Origin of the sequence: Nocardioides sp. Root1257 (genome assembly GCF_001425175.1) — a bacterium.
GTDB lineage: Bacteria > Actinomycetota > Actinomycetes > Propionibacteriales > Nocardioidaceae > Nocardioides.
The window spans coordinates 459,057-480,505 of the sequence record NZ_LMDV01000001.1; the positions used below are offsets into that span (position 1 = coordinate 459,057).

A 21,449-nucleotide genomic window follows, 5' to 3' on the forward strand; every position below is an offset into this window, starting at 1 on the left:
GCGGCGGCCCGACCTCCCGTCGGTCCGTGGGCACAACCGTAGTGGTCCCGTCGCTCATTCCGCCTGCGCCCGGTCGCAAGCGCGAGGTATGTCACGAGTCGCGGCTGGACTCTTCGGCCGCCTGCGTTTCCGCTTGTTACCGTGGGGTAACCTAGCCGGCACCGAGCACTCTCATCCCCGAGGAGAACCCCAGAGATGGCATCAGCCCGCCAGCTGCGAGAGGTCGTCTTCGTCGACGGCGTCCGCACCCCGTTCGGCGTCGGCAAGGCCAACGGCCAGTACGCCGAGACCCGTGCCGACGACCTCGTCATCAAGTGCATCCGCGAGCTCCTGCGCCGCAACCCCTCGCTGCCGCCCGAGCGCGTCGACGAGGTGGCCGTGGCCGCCACGACGCAGATCGGCGACCAGGGCCTGACCATCGGCCGCACCGCCGCGCTGCTCGCGGGCCTGCCGCAGAGCGTGCCCGGCTTCGCGATCGACCGGATGTGCGCCGGCGCGATGACCGCCGTCACCACGACCGCCTCCGGCATCGCCTTCGGTGCGTACGACGTCGCCATCGCTGGCGGCGTCGAGCACATGGGCCGCCACCCCATGGGCGAGGGCGTCGACCCGAACCCGCGCATCCTGTCCGAGCGGATCGTCAACCCGGACGCGCTCGTGATGGGCAAGACGGCCGAGAACCTGCACGACCGCTACCCCTCGATCACCAAGGAGCGCGTCGACGCCTACGCCGTCCGCTCCCAGGACAAGACGGCCGCGGCGTACGACGCCGGCGAGATCCAGCCCGACCTGGTGCCGGTCGCGACCAAGTCGGCCGAGCTGGGCTGGGGCCTGGCCTCGACCGACGAGCCGATGCGACCGGGCACGACCATGGAGACGCTGGCCGGCCTGAAGACGCCGTTCCGCGCGCACGGCAAGGTCACCGCCGGCAACGCGGCGGGCATCAACGACGGTGCCACCGCGGCGCTGCTCGCCGACGAGGAGACGGCCCGCGAGCTCGGGCTGCCGGTGCGGATGCGCCTGGTCGCCTACTCGTTCGTGGGCGTCGAGCCCGAGGTCATGGGTGCCGGCCCGATCCCGGCGACGGAGAAGGCCCTCAAGCAGGCCGGTCTCACGATCGACGACATCGAGGCGTTCGAGGTCAACGAGGCGTTCGCCGTGCAGGTGCTCGCGTTCCTCGAGCACTTCGGCATCGCCGACGACGACGCGCGCGTCAACCCGTACGGCGGGGCCATCGCGATGGGCCACCCCCTCGCGTCCTCCGGCGTTCGCCTGATGACCCAGCTCGCCCGGCAGTTCGAGGAGCGGCCCGAGGTCCGCTACGGGCTGACGACCATGTGCATCGGCATCGGCATGGGCGGCACGGTCATCTGGGAGAACCCGCACTACACCGGACAGGCGGCCTGACATGACGATCGACAAGCTCCTCGAGCGCGCCCAGGAGATCTCCTCCGACGCCGAGCGCGTGACCCAGGCCCACCTGCGCAAGGTGACGCTGCCCAGCGGCGCCGTGCTCGGCCTGATCACGCTCGACAACGGCGAGGACCACACCAAGCCGAACACGTTCGGCCCGCGCTCGCTGCTCGCCCTCAACGAGGCGATCGACGCCGCGGTCGCGGACGACGCGATCACCGCCATCGGCGTCACCGGCAAGCCGTTCATCCTGGCCGCCGGCGCCGACCTCACCTCCATCCAGGGCGGTGGCACCCCGAATGATGGGCAGAGCGCCGTCCGTGTCGTGGCGGAGCTCGGCCACGCGGTCTTCCGCAAGCTCCAGGACGGCGGCAAGCCGTCCTTCGGCTTCATCAACGGCCTCGCCCTCGGCGGCGGCCTCGAGGTCGCGCTGCACTGCACCTACCGCACCGTGATGGACAGTGCTCCCGCGCTCGGCCTGCCCGAGGTCATGCTCGGGCTGGTGCCCGGCTGGGGCGGCGCGTTCCTGGTGCCCAACCTGCTGGGCGCCGACGCGGCCGTGACGGTGCTGATCGAGAACCCGCTCAACAACGGCAAGACGCTGGGCGGCGCCGCGGCGTACGAGCTCGGTCTGGCCGACGCGGTCTTCTCCGGTGCCGACTACCTCGAGCAGTCGCTGCTCTGGGCCGACGCGGTGCTGCGCGGCGAGATCGTCGTCGAGCGCACCGAGGTCGACCGAGGCGCGGCGTGGGACGCGGCGGTCGAGCGCGCCCGCGGCGTCGTGGCGGCCCGGACCGGCGGTGCGAGCCCGGCCGCCCTGAAGGCCGTCGAGCTCGTCGACGCGGCCCGTGACGGCGACCGCGACGCCGGCTTCGCCCGTGAGGACGACGCCCTGGAGGCGATGTCGCGCACGCCCGAGCTGCTCGCGTCGCTGTACGCGTTCGACCTGGTGCAGAAGCGGGCCAAGCGCCCCGCCGGTGCCCCGGACCGGTCGCTGGCGCGGCCCGTCACCAAGGTCGGCATCGTCGGCGCGGGCCTGATGGCCTCGCAGCTGGCGCTGCTCTTCGTACGCCGCCTCGAGGTGCCGGTCGTCCTGACCGACCTCGACCAGGAGCGGGTCGACAAGGGCGTGGGCTACGTGCACGCCGAGATCGACAAGCTGCTCGCCAAGGGCCGGATCAACAACGACAAGGCCAACCGTCACAAGGCGCTGGTCAGCGGCGCGATCGACAAGGCCGAGGTCTTCGGCGACGCCGACTTCGTGATCGAGGCCGTCTTCGAGGAGATGGCGGTCAAGAAGTCGGTCTTCGCGGACGTCGAGAAGGTCGTCTCCGCCGAGTGCGTCCTCGCGACCAACACGTCGTCGCTGTCGATCACGGAGATGGCCGCCGACCTCGAGCACCCCGAGCGGGTGGTCGGCTTCCACTTCTTCAACCCGGTCGCGGTGATGCCGCTGCTCGAGATCGTCAAGGGCGAGCGGACCGACGACGCGACGCTGGCGACGGCGTTCGGCACCGGCAAGGCGCTGAAGAAGACCACGATCCTGGTCAACGACAGCCCGTCCTTCATCGTGAACCGGCTCCTCGGCCGCTTCATGGGCGAGGTCGGCCGGATCGTCGACGAGGGCACCCCGGTGACCGTGGCGGACGCGGCGTTCGCGGGCGTGGCCCCGATGCCGCCGTTCATGCTCCTGTCGTTGGTCGGCCCGGCCATCGCGCTGCACAACAACGAGACGCTGCACGGCGCGTTCCCCGACCGTTTCTACGTCTCCCCCGCGCTCGAGCGCGTGGTGGCGGCGCGGAAGACGTCGTACTACGGCCCCGACGGCGGCATCGACCCCGAGGTCGAGGCGCTGCTCGAGAAGCCGTCACAGCCGGTCGTGCTCGAGCCGGCCGAGGTGCGCACCCGCGTGCTCACCGGCCTTGCCGACGAGGCTCGCCGGATGCTCGACGAGGGTGTCGTCGTGGCGGCCGAGGACCTCGACCTCGCGATGATCACCGGCGCCGGCTTCTCCTTCTGGAACGGCGGGCTGACGATGCTCCTCGAGCGCGAGGGTCTCGGCACGTTCCACTAGGGGCACGTCCCTAGCCGGGTGAGCGGGGCAGCACGACCCGGAACGTGCTGCCCCGTCCGAGCTCGCTCTCCAGCGAGACCTCGCCGCCGTGGGCGGCCACGATCGAGCTGACGATGTCGAGCCCCAGACCGGTGCCGGGGATGTGCCGGTCGAGTGCGCCGGCGCCGCGGAAGAAGCGCCCGAAGACCTGGTCGACCTCGTCGGGCGGAATCCCGATCCCGGTGTCGCTCACCTCGACCAGGACGGCGTCCGCCTCCTCACGGAGCACCACCGAGACCGCGCCGTCGCCGCCGGTGTACTTCACGGCGTTCGAGAGCAGGTTGTCCAGCACCTGGCGCACGCGCTGCTCGTCCACCTGGGCCACCAGGCGGTCGGGGGCCTCGACGGCGATCGTGACGCCCCGCGTGCCCGCGCCGGCTCGAGCCGCCGCGGCGGCGTCGTGGACGAGCGCGGCCAGGTCGGCGTCGGCGTGCTGGAGGCGCAGGCTGCCCTCCGACACCTGGCCGACCTGGAGCAGGTCGGAGACGAGCGCCTGCAGCCGCAGCGCGTTGCGCTGGACGACCTGCACCTGGGCTCGTACGTCGTCGGCGAGGCCGGCGTTGTCACGGAGCAGCTCGAGGTAGCCGAGCACCGAGGTCAGCGGGGTCCGCAGCTCGTGGGACACCGAGGACACGAACTCGTCCTTGACCTTCATCGCGCGCATCAGCTCGGTGATCTCCTGGTAGGCGAGCGCGGCACCGAGCCGCTCCCCCGACGGACCCCGGACCTGGCGCGCCGACGTCGAGAACGCCCGGCGGGTGAGCGGGTCGTCGCCGACCCAGTAGGTGTAGTCGTCGAACTCCTCGCCCTGCGTGGCGCGGTAGGAGGGCATCTCCTCCCGGGCCATGAGCGTGTGGCCGTCGGGGTGGTAGACGTGCCCGAGCTGGCCGGCCGTGCCTTCGTGCCCGTCGGGGAACGGCAGGTGCATCGTCTCCTGGTGCCGGCGGTTCATCCGCTCGTAGCGGCCGTCGCGCCCGATGAGCAGCAGCCCGACGCCCACGGTCTCGAAGACCGCCTCGAGCGACTGCCGCTCCCGCTCCACGGCCGTGACGTCGAGGATCTGGGAGATGAAGTGCAGCGGCGCGCCGTCGTGCCCCCGCACCAGGGCCACCGAGAGGTCGCCCCACACCACGTGGCCCGCGGCGTGCAGGTAGCGCTTGCGCAGGCGGTACGAGTCCAGCTCGCCGGCGAGCGCCTGCTCGAAGAGCGCGAGGTCGGCGTCCAGGTCGTCGGGGTGGGTGAGCTCCTGGAAGCCCCGCTGGGTGAGCTGCTCGACGTCGTAGCCGAGCATCTCGGACATCGCGTGGTTGACCATCAGCAGCCGGCCGTCGAGACCGACCATCGCCATCCCGATCGGCGAGTGCTGGAGCGTGAGGAGCCACGAGTCGGCGCTCTCGGACGCACCCTGCATCTCCGGCACCTCCCTCAGCCCGAAATCTGGTTGGGGACACCGTAGGGGAGGATGGATCGGTGCATGCATTGCGGACCGTCCTCGTCGGCCTGGCGGCCGCGGTCGTCCTGATGCCCGCAGTCCCCGCCCACGGGGTCGAGCGGGGGGTCGAGGCGACACCGGTCACGAAGGCTCAACGCCGGCTCAACGTCCTCGGCTGCGACGCGGGCCGCGCCGACGGCACCGTCGACACGCACACCCGCGCGGCGACCACCAGGTTCCAGTCCAGGATCGGGATCCGGCAGAGCGGCACGCTCGACCGGCGTACCCGGATCCGGCTGAGCGCCGAGGACGCGCCCCGCTGCGACCAGCGCCCGGTGCCGAGGCACTCCGGGACCGGCCGCCGGATCGTCGTCTCGCAGCAGCAGAACTGGGTGTGGCTCGTCGGCCCGCGCGGCTCTGTCGTCGCGCAGGGCGGCATGGTCGACAACACCCGGGTCCTCCACCGCGGCTCCCACGCCACCGGCTCCTACTGCGGCCGCGCGGGGCGGATCCATCGCAACCAGGACTACAGCGGCCGACTGTGGCTCGACGACTTCGTGCGGTTCGCGCCCTGTGGCATCGGGTTCCACCGGATCCCGCTCTACAAGTCGAACGGCCACCAGATCCACCCGGACTGGATCCTCGGCACCGACCTGGCACAGTCGCACGGGTGCCTCCGGCTGAGCCGTGAGCTCGCCGACCGGGTCTGGTCCTTCACGACCCGGCGTACGCCGGTGCGCGTGGTCTGAGGTCAGACTCCCGTCTGAGGTCAGACCCCCCAGAGCGCGGCGACGTGCCGCGCGTCGGTGCCGCAGCAACCGCCCACGACACGCAGCCCCGGCAGCAGCGGCCGGAGGCCGTCGTACGACGTGGCGAGGAGCGCCAGGTCTCCCTCGTCGAGCTCCTCGGCGGCGTCCAGCTCGGCGTGGGTCTGGGTCGAGGCGTTCGGGTTGACCTGGACGATCCGGCTCAGCCAGTCGCCGCCGTCGAGGCCGGGGGCGATGTGGGTGGGATGGGCGCAGTTGACGACGTAGCCATCGGCCGCCTCGTGCTCCTCCACCCGCGCGACCGCCTCGGCGAGCGTGGTGCCGTCGGGCAGACGGCCGTCGGTCTCGACGGTGAACCCGACCCAGACCGGCACGCCCGCCGCCCGCGCCGCCCGCGCGATGCCGATGCCCTCCTCCGGGCCGGTGAGGGTGTACGCCGCCACCACGTCGGCACCAGCGTCCGCGAAGGCCTCGACCTGCCCGCGGTGGTAGTCGGCCGCCTCGTCGGGGTCGGCCCGCTCCCCCGCGACGTACCCGTCGCCGCGCGGCCCGATCGCACCGATCACCCGGACGTCGTCGAGGTCGTCGTACGAGTCCCGCAGCTGGTGCAGCAGCTCGATGCTGGCCCGGTTGACCCGGTCGAGCGCCGTGCGGTCGTAGCCGACGGCGGCACCCCAGTCGGGGTTGGCGCGCCAGGTCGGCGACTCCATCGTCAGACCGGCCCCCGCCCGCCGGGCGATCGCGGCGTAGCCGTCGTAGTAGTCCCGCAGCAGCGCCCGGCCCCGGTCGTCCTCGACGAGCGGGAACGACGCGAACTCCGGCAGGTCGACGCCGTGGTGGAAGATCAGGTCGGTCTCCAGGCCACCGTCGCTGACGTAGCTGCGTGCCGCGAGCCAGGAGAGATCGTGGTGGGACATGGTCCATGTCAGCACGTCACCCCGGTGCGCGGCCAGGCACTTCCCCAATTTTCGGACGATTCGACGTACTTCACGAACGGCCCGCCGCTCCTGAATCGACAACCCGCACAGCCGCGGGCACGTCCCACAGGAAATCGGGTTCCCATGGACACCAACGCGAGCACGTCCGTCTCCACCTCCACCGCGACCGGCCGGCGCCCCCGCGTCGTGATCATCGAGGAGCACACGGCTGTCGCCGACGCCCTCGACGTCGGCCTCTGGGGCGAGTACCGGGTCCGCGCGGTGCGCACCTCCCGGCGGACCTCCGTGGCGGCCACCGTCTCGGCAATCCGCAACGCACGGCCGCACGTCGCCGTCGTGGCGTCGCGGCCCGGCCCGCTGGTCGACCACATCGAGCTCGTGTCGGGGCTGAGTGCTGCCGGGGTGACGACCATCGTCCTGAGTGCCGTCGAGGTCGACGAGGACCCGGTCCACTGGGGTCGGTGCCTCCTGGCCGGTGCGGCCGGGGTGCTGTCGATGACCGACGACCTCGACGTCCTCCGCCGGATGCTGCGACGGGTGCTCGACGGTGAGCCGCCGCTCTGCCCGGCGCTGGTCGACCGGCTGCAGGGTGCTGCCCGGGCGGCCGCGGGCGACGAGTACTGGACGACGCGCGACCGGCTGCGGCTGCTGAGCGGCCGCGAGTCCGAGGTGATGAGCAAGCTGATCGCGGGTCACGGCCCCATCGAGATCGCGCGCGAGGACGTGGTCGCCGAGGCGACCGTCCGGACCCAGGTCAAGTCGATCCTCGCCAAGCTGGAGGTCAGTTCCCAGCTCAGCGCCGTCGCGGTGGCCCGGCGTGCCGGATGGACCGTCTCGGAGGCGCTGCCGCCCGCTGCCTGAGCGACCGGTGCTGTTCAATGGTCGGGTGACCGCGCAGCGTCAGGAGCTCGGGAGCGCGACGCTGCCGGACGGCGGCCGGGTCGCCTTCGCGGCCACGGGCAGCGGTCCCCACCTGATGGTGGTGCCGGGATGGCTCACCCACCTCGAGCTGGGCTGGGCGGTCCCCGCCGACCGCCGCTTCTACGAGTCGCTGGCCCAGGGCCGCACGCTCGTGCGCTACGACCGGCCGGGGTGCGGGCTCTCCGACCCGTACGACGGCCCGCGCACCCTCGAGCTCGAGCTGGCCACGATCGCGGCCGTCGTCGAGGCCGTGGGCGCCGAGCAGCTCGACCTCTTCGGGTTCTCGATGGGCGCCGTCGTCGCCGCGCAGTGGGCGGCCGACCACCCCGAGACGGTCTCCCGGCTCGTGCTGTACGGCGGCTGGGCCACCGGGACGGAGATCGGCGACGAGGAGAGCAGGCACCACGTGCTCGGCCTGATCGGCGCCAGCTGGGGGCTGGGGTCCGACCTGCTCACCGACCTCTTCGCGCCCGAGGCGGACGCCGGCACCCGGCGCGGGGTCGCCGACTACCAGCGCGCCTCGTCCTCGCCGGAGACCGCCGTCGCGCTGCTCGGCCTGGCCTACGAGCTCGACGTGGGCGCCGCACTGCCGCGGATCCAGGCGCCCACGCTGGTGCTGCACCGGCGGGGCGACCGGGCCGCGCCGATCGCCCAGGGCCGGGTGCTGGCCGAGGAGATCCCGGACGCGCGGTTCGTGGAGCTCGAGGGCCGCTCCCACCTGCCCGCGATCGGCGACGCCGGTGCCGTCGTGACGGAGGTGCGCCGCTTCCTCGGGCTCCCGGCGGTGCGCCACGACGTGCCGACCGGGCTCACCGCCCGGCAGCGGGAGGTCGCCGCCCTGGTCGCCGACGGCCTGACCAACCTGGAGATCGCCGAGCGGCTGACCATCAGCGACCGGTCGGTGGAGTCGCACCTCGAGCGGATCCGGCTGCGGCTCGGCTTCCGGTCCCGCGCCCAGGTCGCGGCGTGGTACGTCGCCACCCAGGCGGCCACGTGAGGCCAGCCAAGTGAGGTAGTTCCACGCCTGTGCCGCCGCCGGTGCGTCGCCACGATGGCGGGCATGCGACGACGTACCCCTGACCTGCTCCTGTCCGCCCTCGGCTGGCTGGGGTTCCAGGCCGTGATGCTGTGGACCATCGTCTTCCTCGCCGGCGTGGTCGTGCCCCGGACCGTCGACGGGCCGGTCCGGATCGCGACCGGCCCGGCGATCGCGGTCGACCTGGCCCTGCTGCTGCTCTTCGCCGTCCAGCACTCGGTGATGGCGCGCCGGCCGGTGAAGGCGTGGCTGGGTCGCTGGGTCCCCGAACGGCTCGAGCGCACGACCTTCGTCCTGGCCACCGACGTCTGCCTGGTGCTGCTGCTCGCACTCTGGCAGCCCTGGGACGGAGAGGTGTGGCACGTCGACGGCGTGGCCGCGGTCCTGCTGTGGTCGCTCTACGCCGCCGGGTGGCTGCTGGCCGTCGTCTCGACCAACGCGATCGACCAGCTCGAGCTCACCGGGCTGCGCCAGGCCGGCTGGACGCGTCCACGCAACGCGGGACCGGAGGAGCTCAAGGTCGACGGGCTGTACGCCGTCGTGCGGCACCCGCTGATGACCGGGCTGCTGGTGGCGTTCTGGGTCACCCCACAGATGACCGCGCCGCACCTGCTCTTCGCCGCCGCGGCCACCGGCTACATCCTGCTGGGGGTCCACTTCGAGGAGCGCGACCTCCGCCGCACGTTCGGCTCGGCGTACGACGACTACGCCGGCCGCGTGCCCGCACTCATCCCCGGGCTCGTCGTCCGCAGGTCGGTGCTGCGCTGACGAAGACCGCCTCCTGGGTCAGGAGCCGGCCGGCGCCTCCAGCTCCTCGATCGCCTGGTCGAAGGCCTGACCGGCTGCACCCCAGGGCGCCGTCGGCCCGCCCTCCTCGGCGAGCCCGAGCAGGTGCGGGGTCAGGTCGGCGCTGAAGCCCTCGCTCGCCTCGCGGGGCAGGAGCGAGGGCAGGTTGTCGATCGCGATGACGTCCAGCGGCGCGCTCCCCTCACCCGGGGCGCCGTCGTGCAGCCGCCGGACCGGCTCCTCCCACGTGGTGATCTCGGTGTTGACCGGGAGCATGTTGGTGGGACCGGTCACGTCGCAGGTCACGTCCGCGAGCACCCGCAACCGGCGCTCGTGCTCCAGGTCTGCCTGCTCCACGAACGGCGTCGTCGGGGTGTGCGTGACGACGCAGTTGACCAGCATGTCGTGGCCGAGCAGCGCCTGCTTGTGCAGGTCCTGCGTCTCCTTGCGGTCCCACCGCGTCGTTGCCAGGCCGGCGGTCAGCAGCGCCTGCTGCGCACCGCGGCCGGAGCGGCCGCGGGCACCCGTGACGAGCGCCAGGAGCTGGTCGACCCCGGCCTTCCCGGCCCGCTTCAGCTCCTCGTCCAGCTCGTGCTTGGCCATCGGGGCGAGCGGCGGGGTCAGCGTGCCCGCCAGGTGCAGTACGCCGAGGGCGGCACCGACGTACCCCGCCCAGTGGCCGAACGCGACGACCCGCCGGTTGTTCTCGTCGACGAGGTACTCGATGTCGAACAGCCGACCCCCGCCGCGGCGGAAGCGCTCCAGGGTCTCGCGCGCGTCGTCCTGGCCCTTGAAGGCGTGCGCGAAGTAGATGTGCCGGTGACCCAGCGAGTCCGGCTCCTCGGGGAGCTCCTTGATGCCGAGGACGTACGCGTCGTGGGGCGCGGTGGTCCACGAACCCTCGTCCGCGACCAGCGCCCCGGCCGCGGCGTACTCGTCGATCGGGAAGATCCGCTGGCGCGACTCCTCGACGGTCACCTCGAAGCCGCCGTCGAGCAACAGCGGCACGTCGGCGGGCACGACCGGCGCGCGCCGCTCGGTGCCACGGGTCTCGGATCTGATCCACAGGTGGACGGGTTGCATGGCGTCATGCTGCCAGGTGGCGACGGGCGCGGGTCGTGTGCCTCACCGCCGCCTGGCCTCGTCCGTCCGGCGTCCGTCGCTACTCGACGTCGAGCCCCCGCTCGATGGCGTAGCGGGTGAGCTCGACCCTGTTGTGCATCTGCAGCTTGCCGAGGGTGTTCTGCACGTGGTTCTGCACCGTGCGGTGGGAGAGCACGAGCCGGTCGGCGATCTGCCGGTAGGACATCCCCTTGGCGACCATCTTCAGCACCTCGGTCTCGCGGTCGGTCAGCCGCGGGTCGTCGGGGTCGGGCGACGGGTCGTCGGAGATGCGCTGGAACTCCCCCAGCACCAGCCCGGCCAGGCCGGGGGTGAAGACCGGGTCGCCGGCGGCCACCCGTCGTACGGCGTCGAGCAGCTCCTCGCGCGAGGCCGACTTCACCAGGTAGCCGGTCGCGCCCGCCTTCACCGCGGCGAGGACGTCGGTGTGCTCGCCGGAGGCGGAGAGGATGAGCACCCGGACCTCCGGGTCCTGGCGGACCATCTCCGTGGTGACCTCGACCCCGTCCGGGGCCGGGATCTGGAGGTCGAGCACCACGACCTGCGGCCGGGCGGCCGGGAACCTCGCGAGCGCCGACCGGCCGTCCGCGGCCACGGCGACCACGTCGAGTCCAGCGGCGGCCAGGTCGCGCTCGACGGCGTCGCGCCACATCGGGTGGTCGTCGACCACCATCACCCGGATCGGGGCGGCGGGCTCCTCACTCATGCCGACGACCCTAGGACAGGTCGCGGGATCGCGAACTCCCACTCGGTGCCGAACGGCCCGGTGACCAGCTCCGAGGTGCCGCCCAGGTCCGCGATCCGGCCGCGGATCGACTCGCTCACGCCGAGCCGACCCTGGGCAGCCGCCTCCTCGAGCCGGCCGGCCGGGATGCCGGGGCCGTCGTCGCGCACCGACAGCTCGACCCGGTCGGGGAACGCCTGCAGGAGCACCCACGCCGGGGCGTCCTCGCAGACGTGACGCCGGACGTTGTCGAGGCAGGCGCGCGCGACGGCGACGACCTCGTACGCCGTGGCCGCCGGCAGCTCGACCGCCGTGCCGGGCGTCGCGACGGTGACGGTCTCGCCGCGCTCCAGCCGAGCCAGCTCGGAGGCGAGGTCGACGATCTCGTCGCCGTGGACCGTGGTCACCGCCTCCTGGGCGCGGATCAGCTCGCGCAGCACCCGCTCCTGCTCCCCCGCCAGCCGGCCGAGCTCAGCGGCCTCGCCGCCCAGCTCGCGCCCCCGGCGCTGCACCAGGGCGAGCACCTGCAGCACGCCGTCGTGCACCACCCGGGCGAGGCGAGCGCGCTCGGCCGCCATCGCGGCGGAGCGCTCGGCGACGTCGCGCTCGGTCGCCATCTGCTGCAGCGAGTCGCACATGAAGCCGACGATCAGGCCGCCGACGATGAGCAGGAAGGCGTTGCCGTAGTCGGACTGACCGATGTCCTGGCGCTGGGAGAGGTCGGCCGCCGCGAGCAGGGTGCCGGCGACCAGGCCGCCGAGCGCGCGGTAGTGGACGGCCCACGCGAACAGCGCTCCCATCACCCAGTAGCCGGGCAGGCTGGCGCTGAAGCCGTCACCCTTGACCAGCGGCGTCACGAGCAGCATGGCGATCGCGAGCGCCAGGTCGGCGGCGAGCAGCCGGAAGGTACGCCGCCGCGGCTCGGCGTACGCCCACGTGGTGAAGCCCGTCCAGAGCACCATCGCCACGACGCAGGCTGCACCCGCGACCGGGCGCTGGAAGCTGTCGGCCCGGTAGATGCTGAGTGCCACCGTGTTGAGCAGCAGGACCCAGCGCAGCACGGCGAGCGCGCGGAACATCCGGTCCTTGATCGCGATCGAGGCGGGAGACGTCCACGAGCTCACGCCTGGCAGTCTCGCAGGAACTGAGTACGGGTACCGATGCCACGTCGTGAGCGTCGCGACGAAACTCGGGCCATGACCTCACCGACACCCGCATCCAAGAACACCACCGCCTTCTTCGCCCAGTCGGCCGCGGCCTTCGGCCTCGCGCTGCTGACCATGCTGGTCGCGATCTTCTACCTCCCCGCCGACCCGTGGCCCAAGGCCTTCCTGGCCCTCGGCACCCTCTTCCTCACGACCTCCTCCTTCTCGCTCGCCAAGTGCGTCCGCGACGCCCAGGAGAGCCAGTACGTCGCCTCCCGGATCGACCAGGCCCGCGTCGACCGGATCCTCGCCGACCACGACCCGTGGAAGGAGGTCGCATGACGACGCCGTACCCCCGTCCCGGACCGGAGGGCGTGCCCGAGCCCACGGGCTGGCGGCTCTGGGCGCCTCGCCTCCTCGTCCCGCTGCTGGTCCTCGGCACAGTGGCGCTCATCCCCGTCGTGGTCCTCGGCTTCCTGTACGCCTTGAACCCGATGGGCGACGAGTGGCAGTGCTCCGACGGCGAGGCGCCGGCCGGCAACGCCTGCTACCCGCTCGACGAGCCGCTGCCCGCCGGCGTCCACTGGGACCCGCTCGGCAACCGGCCGATGCCCTACAACTGCGACAAGGACGGCTGGACCCAGATCCAGCGCGACGGCAGCGACGACCAGGACTGTCTCAACGACGACCTTCCGCTGCCGGCCGGGTGGCACGAAGTCAGCTAGGTGCCACCCAGCCCGGCGTCGCGGGCCCGGATGATCGCCTCGGCCCGGTCGGTGGCCTGCAGCTTCGCCAGGATGTTGGAGACGTTGTTGCGCACCGTCTTCGGCGCCAGGTAGAGCGCCGACGCGATCTGGCTGTTGTTCCGACCCGCCGCGATCAGGTCGAGGATCTCGACCTCGCGCTCGGTGAGCTGCGGGAACGCCGACCGGTCCGGCGTCGCCGAGCCGGACAGCAGGTCCGCGATCCGCAGCGCCAGGGAGGCGCCGAACACCAGGCCGCCGGCGTGCACCGTCGAGATCGCCCGGGCCACCTCCTCCTGGCTGGCGCCCTTCACCAGGTAGCCGCGGGCACCGGCGCGCATCGCAGCGAGGACGGTGCCGTCCTCCTCCCCCATCGTGAACACCAGCACCCGCACGTCGGGCTGCGTCTCCGCCAGCCGGCGGGTGGCGTCGATGCCGTTCATCTCCGGCATCTGCAGGTCCATGACGACCACGTCGGGCTGGTGCTCCGCCGCCAACGCCACCGCCTCCACGCCGTCGGCGGCCGTGGCGACGACCGTGACGTCCGGCTGGGTGCCCAGCAGCGAGGCGAGGCCGTCGCGGAAGACCGGGTGGTCGTCGGCGATCAGCACCCGGACCGGGCCGCTGACGGTGGGTGTCATCGGTGCTCCTCGGGGTCGACGGTGACCGGCAGCCAGGCCCGCACCCGGGTCCCTCCGGCGGGCGGGCACACGATCTCGGTGCGGCCGCCGAGCTCCTCGGCCCGCTCCCGGATCGACCGTAGCCCGACGCCGGCCACGACGTCAGGACCGATCCCGGCACCGTCGTCGCCGATCTCCACGAGCAGCGATCCGGGGCTGCCGGCGAGCCGGACCGCCGCGTGCCTGGCCCCGGCGTGCCGGGCCGCGTTGGTGAGGGCCTCGGAGGCGATCCGGTAGGCCGCCACCTCGACCGCGGCCGAGAGCGGCGGCAGGTCCTCGGCGGCCACGCTGACGGCCAGGTCGGCCGTGCTCATCCGCTCGGCCTGCTGGTCGAGCGCCGCCAGCAGGCCGAGGTCGTCGAGCGCGGGCGGTCGCAGACCGTGCACCAGCCGGCGTACGTCGGCCAGCGCATCGGTGATGTCCTGACGCGACTGCGCGACCAGCCGGCGCGTCGTCCCGGGGTCCCGGTCGAGGGCGTTGCCCGCCGCGTCGAGGCGCATGGCGACGCCGCCGAGCACCGGACCGAGCCCGTCGTGCAGGTCGCGCCGGATCCGACGGCGGTCGTCCTCGCGGGCGAGCACCAGCTGCTCCCGCGACCGCTGGAGGTCGTCGGCCAGCCGCGCGCTGCGGACCGCCATCGCGGCCTGGCGCACGATGTCGACGAGCAGCGCCTGGTCGCGCTTCGACAGCATCGAGCGCACCCCGCGAGCGGGTAGCTGGAGCAGCCCGACCTCCTCCTCGCCGTACCGGATGGGCACCTCGCGGACGTCGCGCGGGCGCTCGCCGTACGTCGCGGCGATGGTGCCGCCGCCGTGGCCGAACACCTCGACGCGCACGTAGTCGAGCTTGAACGCCGTGGCCACGGCCGTCGCGAGCGGCGGGAGCTGGGTGCGGACGTCGCCCGACTCCTCGAGTCGGGCGGCCAGGTCCGTGACGACGGTGTAGCGGTCCCCTCGGCGACCGACCAGAAGCCGGTGCACCACCGTCGTCAGGCGGGAACGCACGGGTGCGTAGATCGTGACCGCGATCAGGAGGAGCAGCAGGGTGGCGTCGCGCTCGTCGAGCCGGTCGCCGAGCAGCCGGTCGAGGGTGGCGACGAGGACCAGGTCGAGCACGATCACCGTGCCGGCCACCGACGCCCACACGACGGTGCCGCCCATCAGGGCGTCGACGTCGCGGACCTCGGGGTCGAGGATGCCGATGGCGATCGAGGCGCCCGTGAGCCCCAGGGCCAGCATCAGCGCGACCGTGACGATCCAGCCGTTGTGCAGCACGATCGCGATCCCGGAGACGACCAGGCACATGACGGCCGCCCACAGCAGCCAGCGCAGCTGCATCCGCTCGCGGCCGGACGCGTGCCGCTGGCGGGCGAAGAGCACGACAACCGCGAGCGGCAGCGACAGCAGGGTCAGCACCCGGCCGACGGTCAGCAGCTGGACGAACAGGTCACCGGGGATCGGCACCTCCGGCGCCCCGGTGTCGATCGGCAGCTGGAACTCCTCGGCGTTGAGCGCCGAGGTCGGCGCGAAGAGCAGCAGCACGGGCAGGGCACACGCCATCACGATGACCGCGACGCTCACGACCCGCCAGCGCCCGGCCATCAGCCGGCCGGTCGGGTAGAGCAGCAGCACGAGCGGCAGCCCGACCAGCAGGAACGCCCCGACCTGCGCCACGATCCAGACCGCGAAGCCGGTCAGCGGCAGCGGCGGCGTGTGGGCCAGGCCGTACGCCGACCACGACTCGCACAGCCCGTCGAAGCTCCAGAAGAGGCCGGTCGCCGCGATCACCCAGGCCACCGGGTGCCGCGGGTACCGCCAGATCACCGGGACCGCCGTCGCGACCGCGATCGCGCCCACGAGCGCCGAGAGGCTGCCCCAGCCCATCGTCGCCCGGTCCCGGTCTGCGGCGTCGTTGACCAGGTCCAGCCACAGGCTGGCGACCACCATCAGCAGCGCGAGCGTCGACACGACGACAGCCGGCACGCGGCCGGGTGCCCGGTCTGCTGGAGCGCTCACCCCCGCAGTATCGAGCGCGGCGCGTCCCGCCGTCCCGGGTTCGGTGTCCCGTGTGCACGGGACACCCGCGGAGGACCCGACGCGGGACGCCGCTCCCTGCCGCCCAGGGCGCCGGCCCCGGGAGTGTTCCGGTCATCGGCGGCACCGAGGCCGCCCCCACCTCAGGAGAACACGATGACCATCGAGCACACCCCCGCGCCGGCCCGCTCCGACGTACGCCGTCCAGCGGCCACCACCGCCCCGACCCGCCCCCACGCTCGGCCCTTCTACAAGCGCGGCATGCTGATCACGATCGGCGCCGTCGCCTGGGGCATCAACAGCCTGGTCCTCGGGACCGACCCCTCCGGCGCGTTCGAGGAGGCGATGTCGTCCCTGACCTCGGGCACCTTCCAGCTCGGCCTGCTCGGCCTGCTGACGGTGCTCTTCGCGACCAAGGCGCTCGGCGACGGCCGCCTGGCGCGTTTCTTCATCCGCTTCGAGGCCGGGCTGCTGTTCTTCGCGATCGGCTCGACCGTCGCCGACGGCATCGGCGCCAGCAACCTCGACCAGCCCGGCTGGGCGATGCTCGACATGTTCTGGCCGCTGTCGATGCTCGGGATGTTCTTCATCGGCATCCGGATCGCGATCGCCGGCCGGTGGCACGGCAAGGCCCGTTTCTGGCCGCTGATCGCCGAGAGCTGGGGCCCGATCGTCGTCCCGACGTTCGGCCTCTTCGGCAGCAGCGTCGCGGGCGTCGTCTCGTTCGTGCACCTGTGTGTCGGGTACGGCGTGCTGGGCCAGATCGTCGCCCGCAAGGAGGGCTGAGCGCCCGGCCGGGTCTAGGCGGCGGTCTTCTCCGCCTGCCGGACCCGGCTGTGGCGGTGCCCGTAGCCGAAGTAGATGACGAAGCCGAGCACCATCCAGACCAGGAACCGCAGCCAGGTCTCGACGGTCAGGTTGAGCATCAGGTAGAAGCAGACCAGCGCCGCCAGGATCGGCACGTAGGGGCTGAACGGCACCTTGAAGGGGCGGTCGAGGTCCGGGCGGGTGCGCCGGAGGATCGGCACCGCGATCGAGACGAGCATGAACGCGGTGAGCGTCCCGATGTTCACCATCTCCTCGAGCTTGTCGATCGGGGTGAACCCGGCGATGACGGCGACTGTGGCGCCGATCGTCAGCGTGATCCGGACCGGCGTACCCGTCTTCGGGTTCGTGTGCGCGAAGGCGGTCGGCAGCAGACCGTCGCGGCTCATCGCGAAGAGCACCCGGACGGCGCCGATCAGCAGCGTCATCACCACCGTGGTCAGGCCCGCGACGGCACCGGCGGCGATCAGCGTCGCGAAGCCGTCCTTCCCGACCGAGGTGAAGGCGGTGGCGAGCGCGGCGTCCGGGTCGATCTTGTCGTAGGGCACCATCCCGGTGATGACGAGCGCGACCGCCATGTAGAGGACGGTGCAGATCGCCAGCGAGCCCAGGATGCCCTTGGGCAGGTCCTTCTGCGGGTTGTTGGCCTCCTCGGCCGTCGTCGCGACCACGTCGAAGCCGATGTAGGCGAAGAAGACCACCGATGCCGCGGAGATGATCCCCAGGACGCCGAACGTCTGCGGCTCGATCCCGAAGATCCACTGGAGCAGCGGCTGGGTGAGACCGCTCGCCTCGATCGGGTCCGCGGCCGGCGGGATGAACGGGTCGTAGTTCGCGCCGGACACGTAGAAGAGACCGGCGATGATCACGAACAGGACGATGAAGAGCTTGACCGCCACGAGGGCGAGGTTGACCCGCAGCGACTCCTTGATGCCGATCGCGATCAGCGTCGTCAGCACCGCCACCAGCAGGACGGCCGCCAGGTTGAAGTGACCCCACTCGAAGTGGGCGGAGTCCGCCGGCCCCACCGACGCGGGCCAGGTGATGCCGATCTCGTCCAGGAACGTGACCAGGTAGGTGCTCCAGCCCTGCGCGACGACGGAGGCGCCGAGCATCAGCTCGAGGATCAGGTCCCAGCCGATGATCCAGGCGATCATCTCGCCCAGCGTCGCGTAGGAGAACGTGTACGCCGACCCGGCGACCGGCACCGTCGACGCGAACTCGGCGTAGCAGAGCGCCGCCAGAGCGCAGCAGATCGCGGCGAGCAGGAACGAGAACACGACGCCCGGACCGGCGTACTGGCTGGCCACCTTGCCGGTCAGCGTGAAGATGCCGGCACCGATGACCACCCCGATGCCGAAGACCGTGAGGTCGAGGGCGGTCAGCCCCTTCTTGAGCTTGAACTCGACGTCCTCGGTGTCCTCGAGGGACTGCTCGACGGACTTGGTGCGCAGCACGTTCATGTCCCCACACTGTCCTCCGACCGGCGTGGCGAAACCAGGCTGCTCAGGCAGACGGGGTCTCGCCCGGCGTCGGCGTCGGCGTCGGGGTGGGGGTGGGGGTGGGGGTGGGTGTCGCGGTCGGCGCGACGTAGGTCGCCAGGATCAGCTTGTCGGCCTGCTCGGCCAGGTCGTGGGTGCTGGTCGCGAACTCGTCGCGCAGCACCTGGTCGGGGTCGGCCCCGGGCGCCGCGAGGGCGTCGAGCAGCAGCCAGGGCGCCTGGTCGCCGTACGAGTCGGCGACGTACTCCACCGCCCACCAGGAGATGCCGTAGTGCGCCTGGGAGTCGTCGTCGTTGAACGTCTCGTCGTCGGGGAGGTCGGGCACGCCCCTCTCGGCCGCCGTCAGGGCGGCGTCGGGCAGGCGCCGGTCCTCGGGAGCCAGCGGTCGCACCGAGACCCACTCGGCGAGCCCCTCGGACAGCCAGACGGGGGCGGTGTCGTCGTGGGTGCCGACGGCGACGTGGGTGAGCTCGTGGCGCACCAGCCGGTCGCGATCGGGTCCGGGGTCGTCGACCACGCGCGGATTGAGGACGAAGCGGGTGCCGTCGCCGACGGGGAACGAGACGGCGTCGAGGTCTCCCGGGTCGTCGCCGGGCACGTCCTCGAGGCCGTCCAGGAAGGTGGGCGCCGAGAGCGCGTAGACGACCACGGACCGGGACCACTCGTAGGGCACCCACGCCGACACGTCCCCGATGCCGGACTCGATCGACGTCAGCAGCGGGCCGGCCGCCCCGACCGTGCCCGCGTCGAAGACGCCGAGCACGCCAGCCCCCGACCGCACCTCGACCGGGCCGAGGTCCCACGGCTGCTGCTGGACCCGGTGCGCGGTCTCCCAGTCGTCGTCGGTCACGGACGTGAGCCGCATCCGTCCGGACCGCCCCGCCTCGAAGCGGAACCGGTCGGGCGCGCGGACCGGGGCCGCGTCGTACCCGTCGAGCTGCATCACCTCGTCGACCGTCACCCAGTAGCCGTCACCGTCGCGCACCAGGCTGGCCGGGTCGAAGCGGTAGCGGAACCGCTCGAGCGGCAGCTGGGTCAGGTTGGCGTACCAGGTCTGCTGCTGCGCACGGAAGGCCCGTCCCCCGCCGAGGGTGCGCGTGAAGCGCTCCTGGTCCCCGCGGCGTACGGCGGCGGCGCGGACGTCGAGCGCGTCCCCGATCGCACCGGCGACGTCGGTCGGTGCGGAGGAGGTGGTCTCCCCCGGCTCGTCGTCACCGGAGCAGCCGCTGAGTGCGGCCCCCGTCATGCCCAGCGTCAGGCCGAGCGCCAGCAGGACCGTGAGGGTCCGTGGGCTACTGCGTGTGCTCGACATCGAGGGAAGAACGACCGTCCGAGAGCGAGGTCATGTCTCCCACACCGATCCCCCCGATGTCGGCCAGCTCCTCGACGACCGCCAGCGCGATCGCCTGCGGGGTGAGGCCGATGCGCTCCAGGATGACGTCGCGCTTCGCGTGGCTCAGGAACTCCTGCGGGATGCCGTGCAGCCGGAACGGGGTGTGCACCCCGGCGGCGTTCAGGGTCTGCAGCAGCACCGCGCCGCAGCCGCCGGTCTCGCCGTTGTCCTCGATGCTCACCACGAGCCGGTGCTCGCGGGCCAGATCGATGATCGCCGGGTCGACCGGCTTGACCCAGCGCGGGTCGACGACGGTGACGCCGATGCCCTGCGCGACCAGGCGCTCGGCCACGTCGACAGCGGTGGTCGCCATCGCGCCGACCGCGACGACGAGCACGTCCTTGGTGCCGCTGCGGACCAGCACGTCGCAGCCGCCGGCCTTGCCGACCGCCTCGATGTCGGCAGGCGGCGGACCCTTCGGGTAGCGGACGACCGTCGGCGCGTCCTCGACCTCGACGGCCTCGTTGAGCAGCTCGGCCAGCCGGGCGGCGTCGCGGGGCGCCGCCAGCCGCAGCCCGGGCACGACCTGGAGGATGGACATGTCCCACATGCCGTTGTGGCTGGCCCCGTCGTCGCCCGTCACCCCGGAGCGGTCGAGCACGAACGTGACGCCGCAGCGGTGCAGCGCGACGTCCATCAGCACCTGGTCGAAGGCCCGGTTGAGGAAGGTCGCGTAGACGGCGAAGACGGGGTGCAGGCCGCCCATCGCGAGGCCGGCCGCGGAGGTCGCGGCATGCTGCTCGGCGATGCCGACGTCGAAGGTGCGCTCCGGGAACTGGGCCTGGAACTGGTCGAGTCCCACGGGGTGCATCATCGCGGCGGTGATGCCGACGACGTCGGGCCGGCGCTGCCCGATCTCGACGATCGCGTCGGAGAAGTAGTCGGTCCAGATCTTGCCCTTGGGCTTCTCGGCGCCGGTCTGCACGTCGAACGGGCCCGGTCCGTGGAACTGGTCGGCCTCGTGCCGCTCGGCCGGGTCGTAGCCGTAGCCCTTGCGGGTGAGCGCGTGCACGATGACTGGACCGTTGAACCGCTTCGCCTGGGCGAGCGCGTGCTCGACCGCGGCGCGGTCGTGGCCGTCGACCGGCCCGACGTACTTGAGGCCGAGGTCCTCGAAGAGCCCCTGGGGCGCGAGGGCGTCCTTGACGCCCTTCTTCATGGCGTGCAGTGCGTCGTACGTCGCCGGGCCGACTCCGGGCACGGCGTTGAGGCGGCGCTTGACCAGGTCGAGCACGTGCTCGTAGCGCGGGTTGGTGCGCAGCCCGGTGAGCGCGGTCGCCAGGCCGCCGATGGTCGGCGTGTAGGACCGGCCGTTGTCGTTGACCACCATGACGAGGCGGCTGTCCTTGGCGATCGCGATGTTGTTGAGCGCCTCCCAGGCCATGCCGCCGGTGAGTGCGCCGTCGCCGATCACGGCGACGACGTGGCGGTCCTCGCCCCGGATCGTGAACGCCTTCGCGAGGCCGTCGGCGTAGCTGAGCGCGGTGGAGGCGTGGGAGTTCTCGACGATGTCGTGCTCGGACTCCTCCTGGCTCGGGTAGCCGCTGACGCCGCCCTCCTGGCGGAGCTTCTCGAAGCCGGCCTTGCGGCCGGTGAGCAGCTTGTGCACGTAGGCCTGGTGCCCGGTGTCGAAGACCACCCGGTCGCGCGGGGAGTCGAACGTGCGGTGGATCGCCATGGTCAGCTCGACGACGCCGAGGTTGGGGCCGATGTGGCCGCCGGTGCGGGCGCAGGTCGCGATCAGGAAGTCGCGGATCTCGCTCGCGAGCTGGTCGAGCTGGGCGTCGGAGAGGTCACCCAGGTCGCGCGGTGACGTGATCGACTCGAGGATGCCCATAACCGGCGAGTGTACGTGGCGGCGTGCGTGGGGATGGTT

19 protein-coding genes are annotated in these 21,449 nt (G+C 72.4%); 9 read left to right on the top strand and 10 right to left on the bottom strand.

Annotated elements, in window-relative coordinates:
• The first annotated feature begins 195 nt into the window (after nucleotides 1-195).
• Both ASC77_RS02295 and ASC77_RS02300 read left to right on the top strand, forming a co-directional pair.
• Nucleotides 196-1,407, top strand: coding sequence for a thiolase family protein (locus tag ASC77_RS02295; RefSeq protein WP_056148346.1), 1,212 nt, complete (start codon nucleotides 196-198; stop codon nucleotides 1,405-1,407).
• A gap of 1 nt (nucleotide 1,408) precedes the next feature.
• Nucleotides 1,409-3,487 carry a 3-hydroxyacyl-CoA dehydrogenase NAD-binding domain-containing protein gene (locus ASC77_RS02300; protein WP_056148349.1) on the top strand — a complete coding sequence of 693 codons (2,079 nt, stop codon included), beginning with the start codon at nucleotides 1,409-1,411 and terminating at the stop codon, nucleotides 3,485-3,487.
• 10 nt (nucleotides 3,488-3,497) lie between these two features.
• Here ASC77_RS02300 and ASC77_RS02305 read toward each other — a convergent pair whose 3' ends face one another.
• Nucleotides 3,498-4,937 (bottom strand): PAS domain-containing sensor histidine kinase, encoded by a 1,440-nt coding sequence (locus ASC77_RS02305; RefSeq protein ID WP_056148352.1) that lies wholly within the window; start codon nucleotides 4,935-4,937, stop codon nucleotides 3,498-3,500.
• Nucleotides 4,938-4,996: 59 nt separating this feature from the next.
• On the opposite strand from ASC77_RS02305, the gene ASC77_RS02310 reads away from it, so the two are divergent.
• The gene (locus ASC77_RS02310; protein WP_235547398.1) at nucleotides 4,997-5,707 is read left to right on the top strand and encodes a L,D-transpeptidase family protein; all 711 of its coding nucleotides are present in this window, start codon (nucleotides 4,997-4,999) and stop codon (nucleotides 5,705-5,707) included.
• A gap of 20 nt (nucleotides 5,708-5,727) precedes the next feature.
• On the opposite strand, the gene ASC77_RS02315 is transcribed toward ASC77_RS02310, so the two are convergent.
• On the bottom strand, nucleotides 5,728-6,642 hold the full coding sequence (locus tag ASC77_RS02315) for a homocysteine S-methyltransferase family protein (protein ID WP_056148355.1): 915 nt from the start codon (nucleotides 6,640-6,642) through the stop codon (nucleotides 5,728-5,730).
• A gap of 144 nt (nucleotides 6,643-6,786) precedes the next feature.
• Between ASC77_RS02315 and ASC77_RS02320 the strand changes: the two genes are divergently transcribed.
• From ASC77_RS02320 to ASC77_RS02330, 3 genes are all read left to right on the top strand, one after another.
• Nucleotides 6,787-7,524: a response regulator transcription factor gene (locus tag ASC77_RS02320; RefSeq protein WP_056148358.1), complete on the top strand. Its 738-nt coding sequence runs from the start codon at nucleotides 6,787-6,789 to the stop codon at nucleotides 7,522-7,524.
• A gap of 25 nt (nucleotides 7,525-7,549) precedes the next feature.
• Entirely contained in the window at nucleotides 7,550-8,581 is a 1,032-nt protein-coding gene (locus ASC77_RS02325; protein ID WP_056148363.1) for an alpha/beta fold hydrolase, read from the top strand.
• Between the two features lie 63 nt (nucleotides 8,582-8,644).
• Complete coding sequence (locus tag ASC77_RS02330) at nucleotides 8,645-9,388, top strand: methyltransferase family protein (protein WP_056148367.1); 744 nt, start codon at nucleotides 8,645-8,647, stop codon at nucleotides 9,386-9,388.
• 18 nt (nucleotides 9,389-9,406) lie between these two features.
• Here ASC77_RS02330 and ASC77_RS02335 read toward each other — a convergent pair whose 3' ends face one another.
• From ASC77_RS02335 to macS, 3 genes are all read right to left on the bottom strand, one after another.
• Nucleotides 9,407-10,489, bottom strand: coding sequence for a saccharopine dehydrogenase (locus ASC77_RS02335; protein ID WP_056148371.1), 1,083 nt, complete (start codon nucleotides 10,487-10,489; stop codon nucleotides 9,407-9,409).
• Nucleotides 10,490-10,568: 79 nt separating this feature from the next.
• The gene (locus tag ASC77_RS02340) at nucleotides 10,569-11,234 is read right to left on the bottom strand and encodes a response regulator transcription factor (RefSeq protein WP_056148374.1); all 666 of its coding nucleotides are present in this window, start codon (nucleotides 11,232-11,234) and stop codon (nucleotides 10,569-10,571) included.
• Complete coding sequence (macS, locus tag ASC77_RS02345; protein WP_235547400.1) at nucleotides 11,231-12,376, bottom strand: MacS family sensor histidine kinase; 1,146 nt, start codon at nucleotides 12,374-12,376, stop codon at nucleotides 11,231-11,233. Before macS ends, ASC77_RS02340 begins: the two co-directional genes overlap by 4 nt.
• A 72-nt stretch (nucleotides 12,377-12,448) precedes the next feature.
• Between macS and ASC77_RS02350 the strand changes: the two genes are divergently transcribed.
• Entirely contained in the window at nucleotides 12,449-12,739 is a 291-nt protein-coding gene (locus ASC77_RS02350) for a YiaA/YiaB family inner membrane protein (protein ID WP_056148377.1), read from the top strand.
• Nucleotides 12,736-13,122, top strand: coding sequence for a hypothetical protein (locus ASC77_RS02355; RefSeq protein ID WP_056148380.1), 387 nt, complete (start codon nucleotides 12,736-12,738; stop codon nucleotides 13,120-13,122). The genes ASC77_RS02350 and ASC77_RS02355 overlap by 4 nt, the downstream gene beginning before the upstream one ends.
• Here the strand turns inward: ASC77_RS02355 and ASC77_RS02360 are convergent.
• Together ASC77_RS02360 and ASC77_RS02365 are read right to left on the bottom strand one after the other, a co-directional pair.
• Nucleotides 13,119-13,781 (bottom strand): response regulator, encoded by a 663-nt coding sequence (locus tag ASC77_RS02360; RefSeq protein ID WP_056148383.1) that lies wholly within the window; start codon nucleotides 13,779-13,781, stop codon nucleotides 13,119-13,121. The two genes, ASC77_RS02355 and ASC77_RS02360, sit on opposite strands and share 4 nt — an antisense overlap.
• Nucleotides 13,778-15,835 carry a sensor histidine kinase gene (locus ASC77_RS02365; RefSeq protein WP_156390878.1) on the bottom strand — a complete coding sequence of 686 codons (2,058 nt, stop codon included), beginning with the start codon at nucleotides 15,833-15,835 and terminating at the stop codon, nucleotides 13,778-13,780. Before ASC77_RS02365 ends, ASC77_RS02360 begins: the two co-directional genes overlap by 4 nt.
• Nucleotides 15,836-16,009: 174 nt before the next feature.
• Here ASC77_RS02365 and ASC77_RS26425 point away from each other — a divergent pair, with 174 nt between their 5' ends.
• Nucleotides 16,010-16,639: a hypothetical protein gene (locus ASC77_RS26425; protein ID WP_056148390.1), complete on the top strand. Its 630-nt coding sequence runs from the start codon at nucleotides 16,010-16,012 to the stop codon at nucleotides 16,637-16,639.
• Nucleotides 16,640-16,653: 14 nt separating this feature from the next.
• Here the strand turns inward: ASC77_RS26425 and ASC77_RS02375 are convergent, their stop codons facing one another.
• From ASC77_RS02375 to dxs, 3 genes are read right to left on the bottom strand one after another with little or no spacing between them, the layout of a single operon-like run.
• Entirely contained in the window at nucleotides 16,654-18,141 is a 1,488-nt protein-coding gene (locus tag ASC77_RS02375) for an amino acid permease (RefSeq protein ID WP_056148394.1), read from the bottom strand.
• Nucleotides 18,142-18,184: 43 nt separating this feature from the next.
• Complete coding sequence (locus tag ASC77_RS02380) at nucleotides 18,185-19,492, bottom strand: hypothetical protein (protein ID WP_056148397.1); 1,308 nt, start codon at nucleotides 19,490-19,492, stop codon at nucleotides 18,185-18,187.
• On the bottom strand, nucleotides 19,473-21,410 hold the full coding sequence (gene dxs / locus ASC77_RS02385) for a 1-deoxy-D-xylulose-5-phosphate synthase (RefSeq protein ID WP_056148400.1): 1,938 nt from the start codon (nucleotides 21,408-21,410) through the stop codon (nucleotides 19,473-19,475). The genes ASC77_RS02380 and dxs overlap by 20 nt, the downstream gene beginning before the upstream one ends.
• Between the last annotated feature and the right edge of the window lie 39 nt (nucleotides 21,411-21,449).

Bases quoted from the DNA above. Each gene is read 5' to 3' on its own strand.
- ASC77_RS02295 (WP_056148346.1), top strand. From the start codon at position 196: ATGGCATCAGCCCGCCAGCTGCGAGAGGTCGTCTTCGTCGACGGCGTC.
- ASC77_RS02300 (WP_056148349.1), top strand. From the start codon at position 1,409: ATGACGATCGACAAGCTCCTCGAGCGCGCCCAGGAGATCTCCTCCGAC.
- ASC77_RS02305 (WP_056148352.1), bottom strand. From the start codon at position 4,937: ATGCAGGGTGCGTCCGAGAGCGCCGACTCGTGGCTCCTCACGCTCCAG.
- ASC77_RS02315 (WP_056148355.1), bottom strand. From the start codon at position 6,642: ATGTCCCACCACGATCTCTCCTGGCTCGCGGCACGCAGCTACGTCAGC.
- ASC77_RS02320 (WP_056148358.1), top strand. From the start codon at position 6,787: ATGGACACCAACGCGAGCACGTCCGTCTCCACCTCCACCGCGACCGGC.
- ASC77_RS02330 (WP_056148367.1), top strand. From the start codon at position 8,645: ATGCGACGACGTACCCCTGACCTGCTCCTGTCCGCCCTCGGCTGGCTG.
- ASC77_RS02335 (WP_056148371.1), bottom strand. From the start codon at position 10,489: ATGCAACCCGTCCACCTGTGGATCAGATCCGAGACCCGTGGCACCGAG.
- ASC77_RS02340 (WP_056148374.1), bottom strand. From the start codon at position 11,234: ATGAGTGAGGAGCCCGCCGCCCCGATCCGGGTGATGGTGGTCGACGAC.
- ASC77_RS02350 (WP_056148377.1), top strand. From the start codon at position 12,449: ATGACCTCACCGACACCCGCATCCAAGAACACCACCGCCTTCTTCGCC.
- ASC77_RS02355 (WP_056148380.1), top strand. From the start codon at position 12,736: ATGACGACGCCGTACCCCCGTCCCGGACCGGAGGGCGTGCCCGAGCCC.
- ASC77_RS02360 (WP_056148383.1), bottom strand. From the start codon at position 13,781: ATGACACCCACCGTCAGCGGCCCGGTCCGGGTGCTGATCGCCGACGAC.
- ASC77_RS26425 (WP_056148390.1), top strand. From the start codon at position 16,010: ATGACCATCGAGCACACCCCCGCGCCGGCCCGCTCCGACGTACGCCGT.
- ASC77_RS02375 (WP_056148394.1), bottom strand. From the start codon at position 18,141: ATGAACGTGCTGCGCACCAAGTCCGTCGAGCAGTCCCTCGAGGACACC.
- ASC77_RS02380 (WP_056148397.1), bottom strand. From the start codon at position 19,492: ATGTCGAGCACACGCAGTAGCCCACGGACCCTCACGGTCCTGCTGGCG.
- dxs (WP_056148400.1), bottom strand. From the start codon at position 21,410: ATGGGCATCCTCGAGTCGATCACGTCACCGCGCGACCTGGGTGACCTC.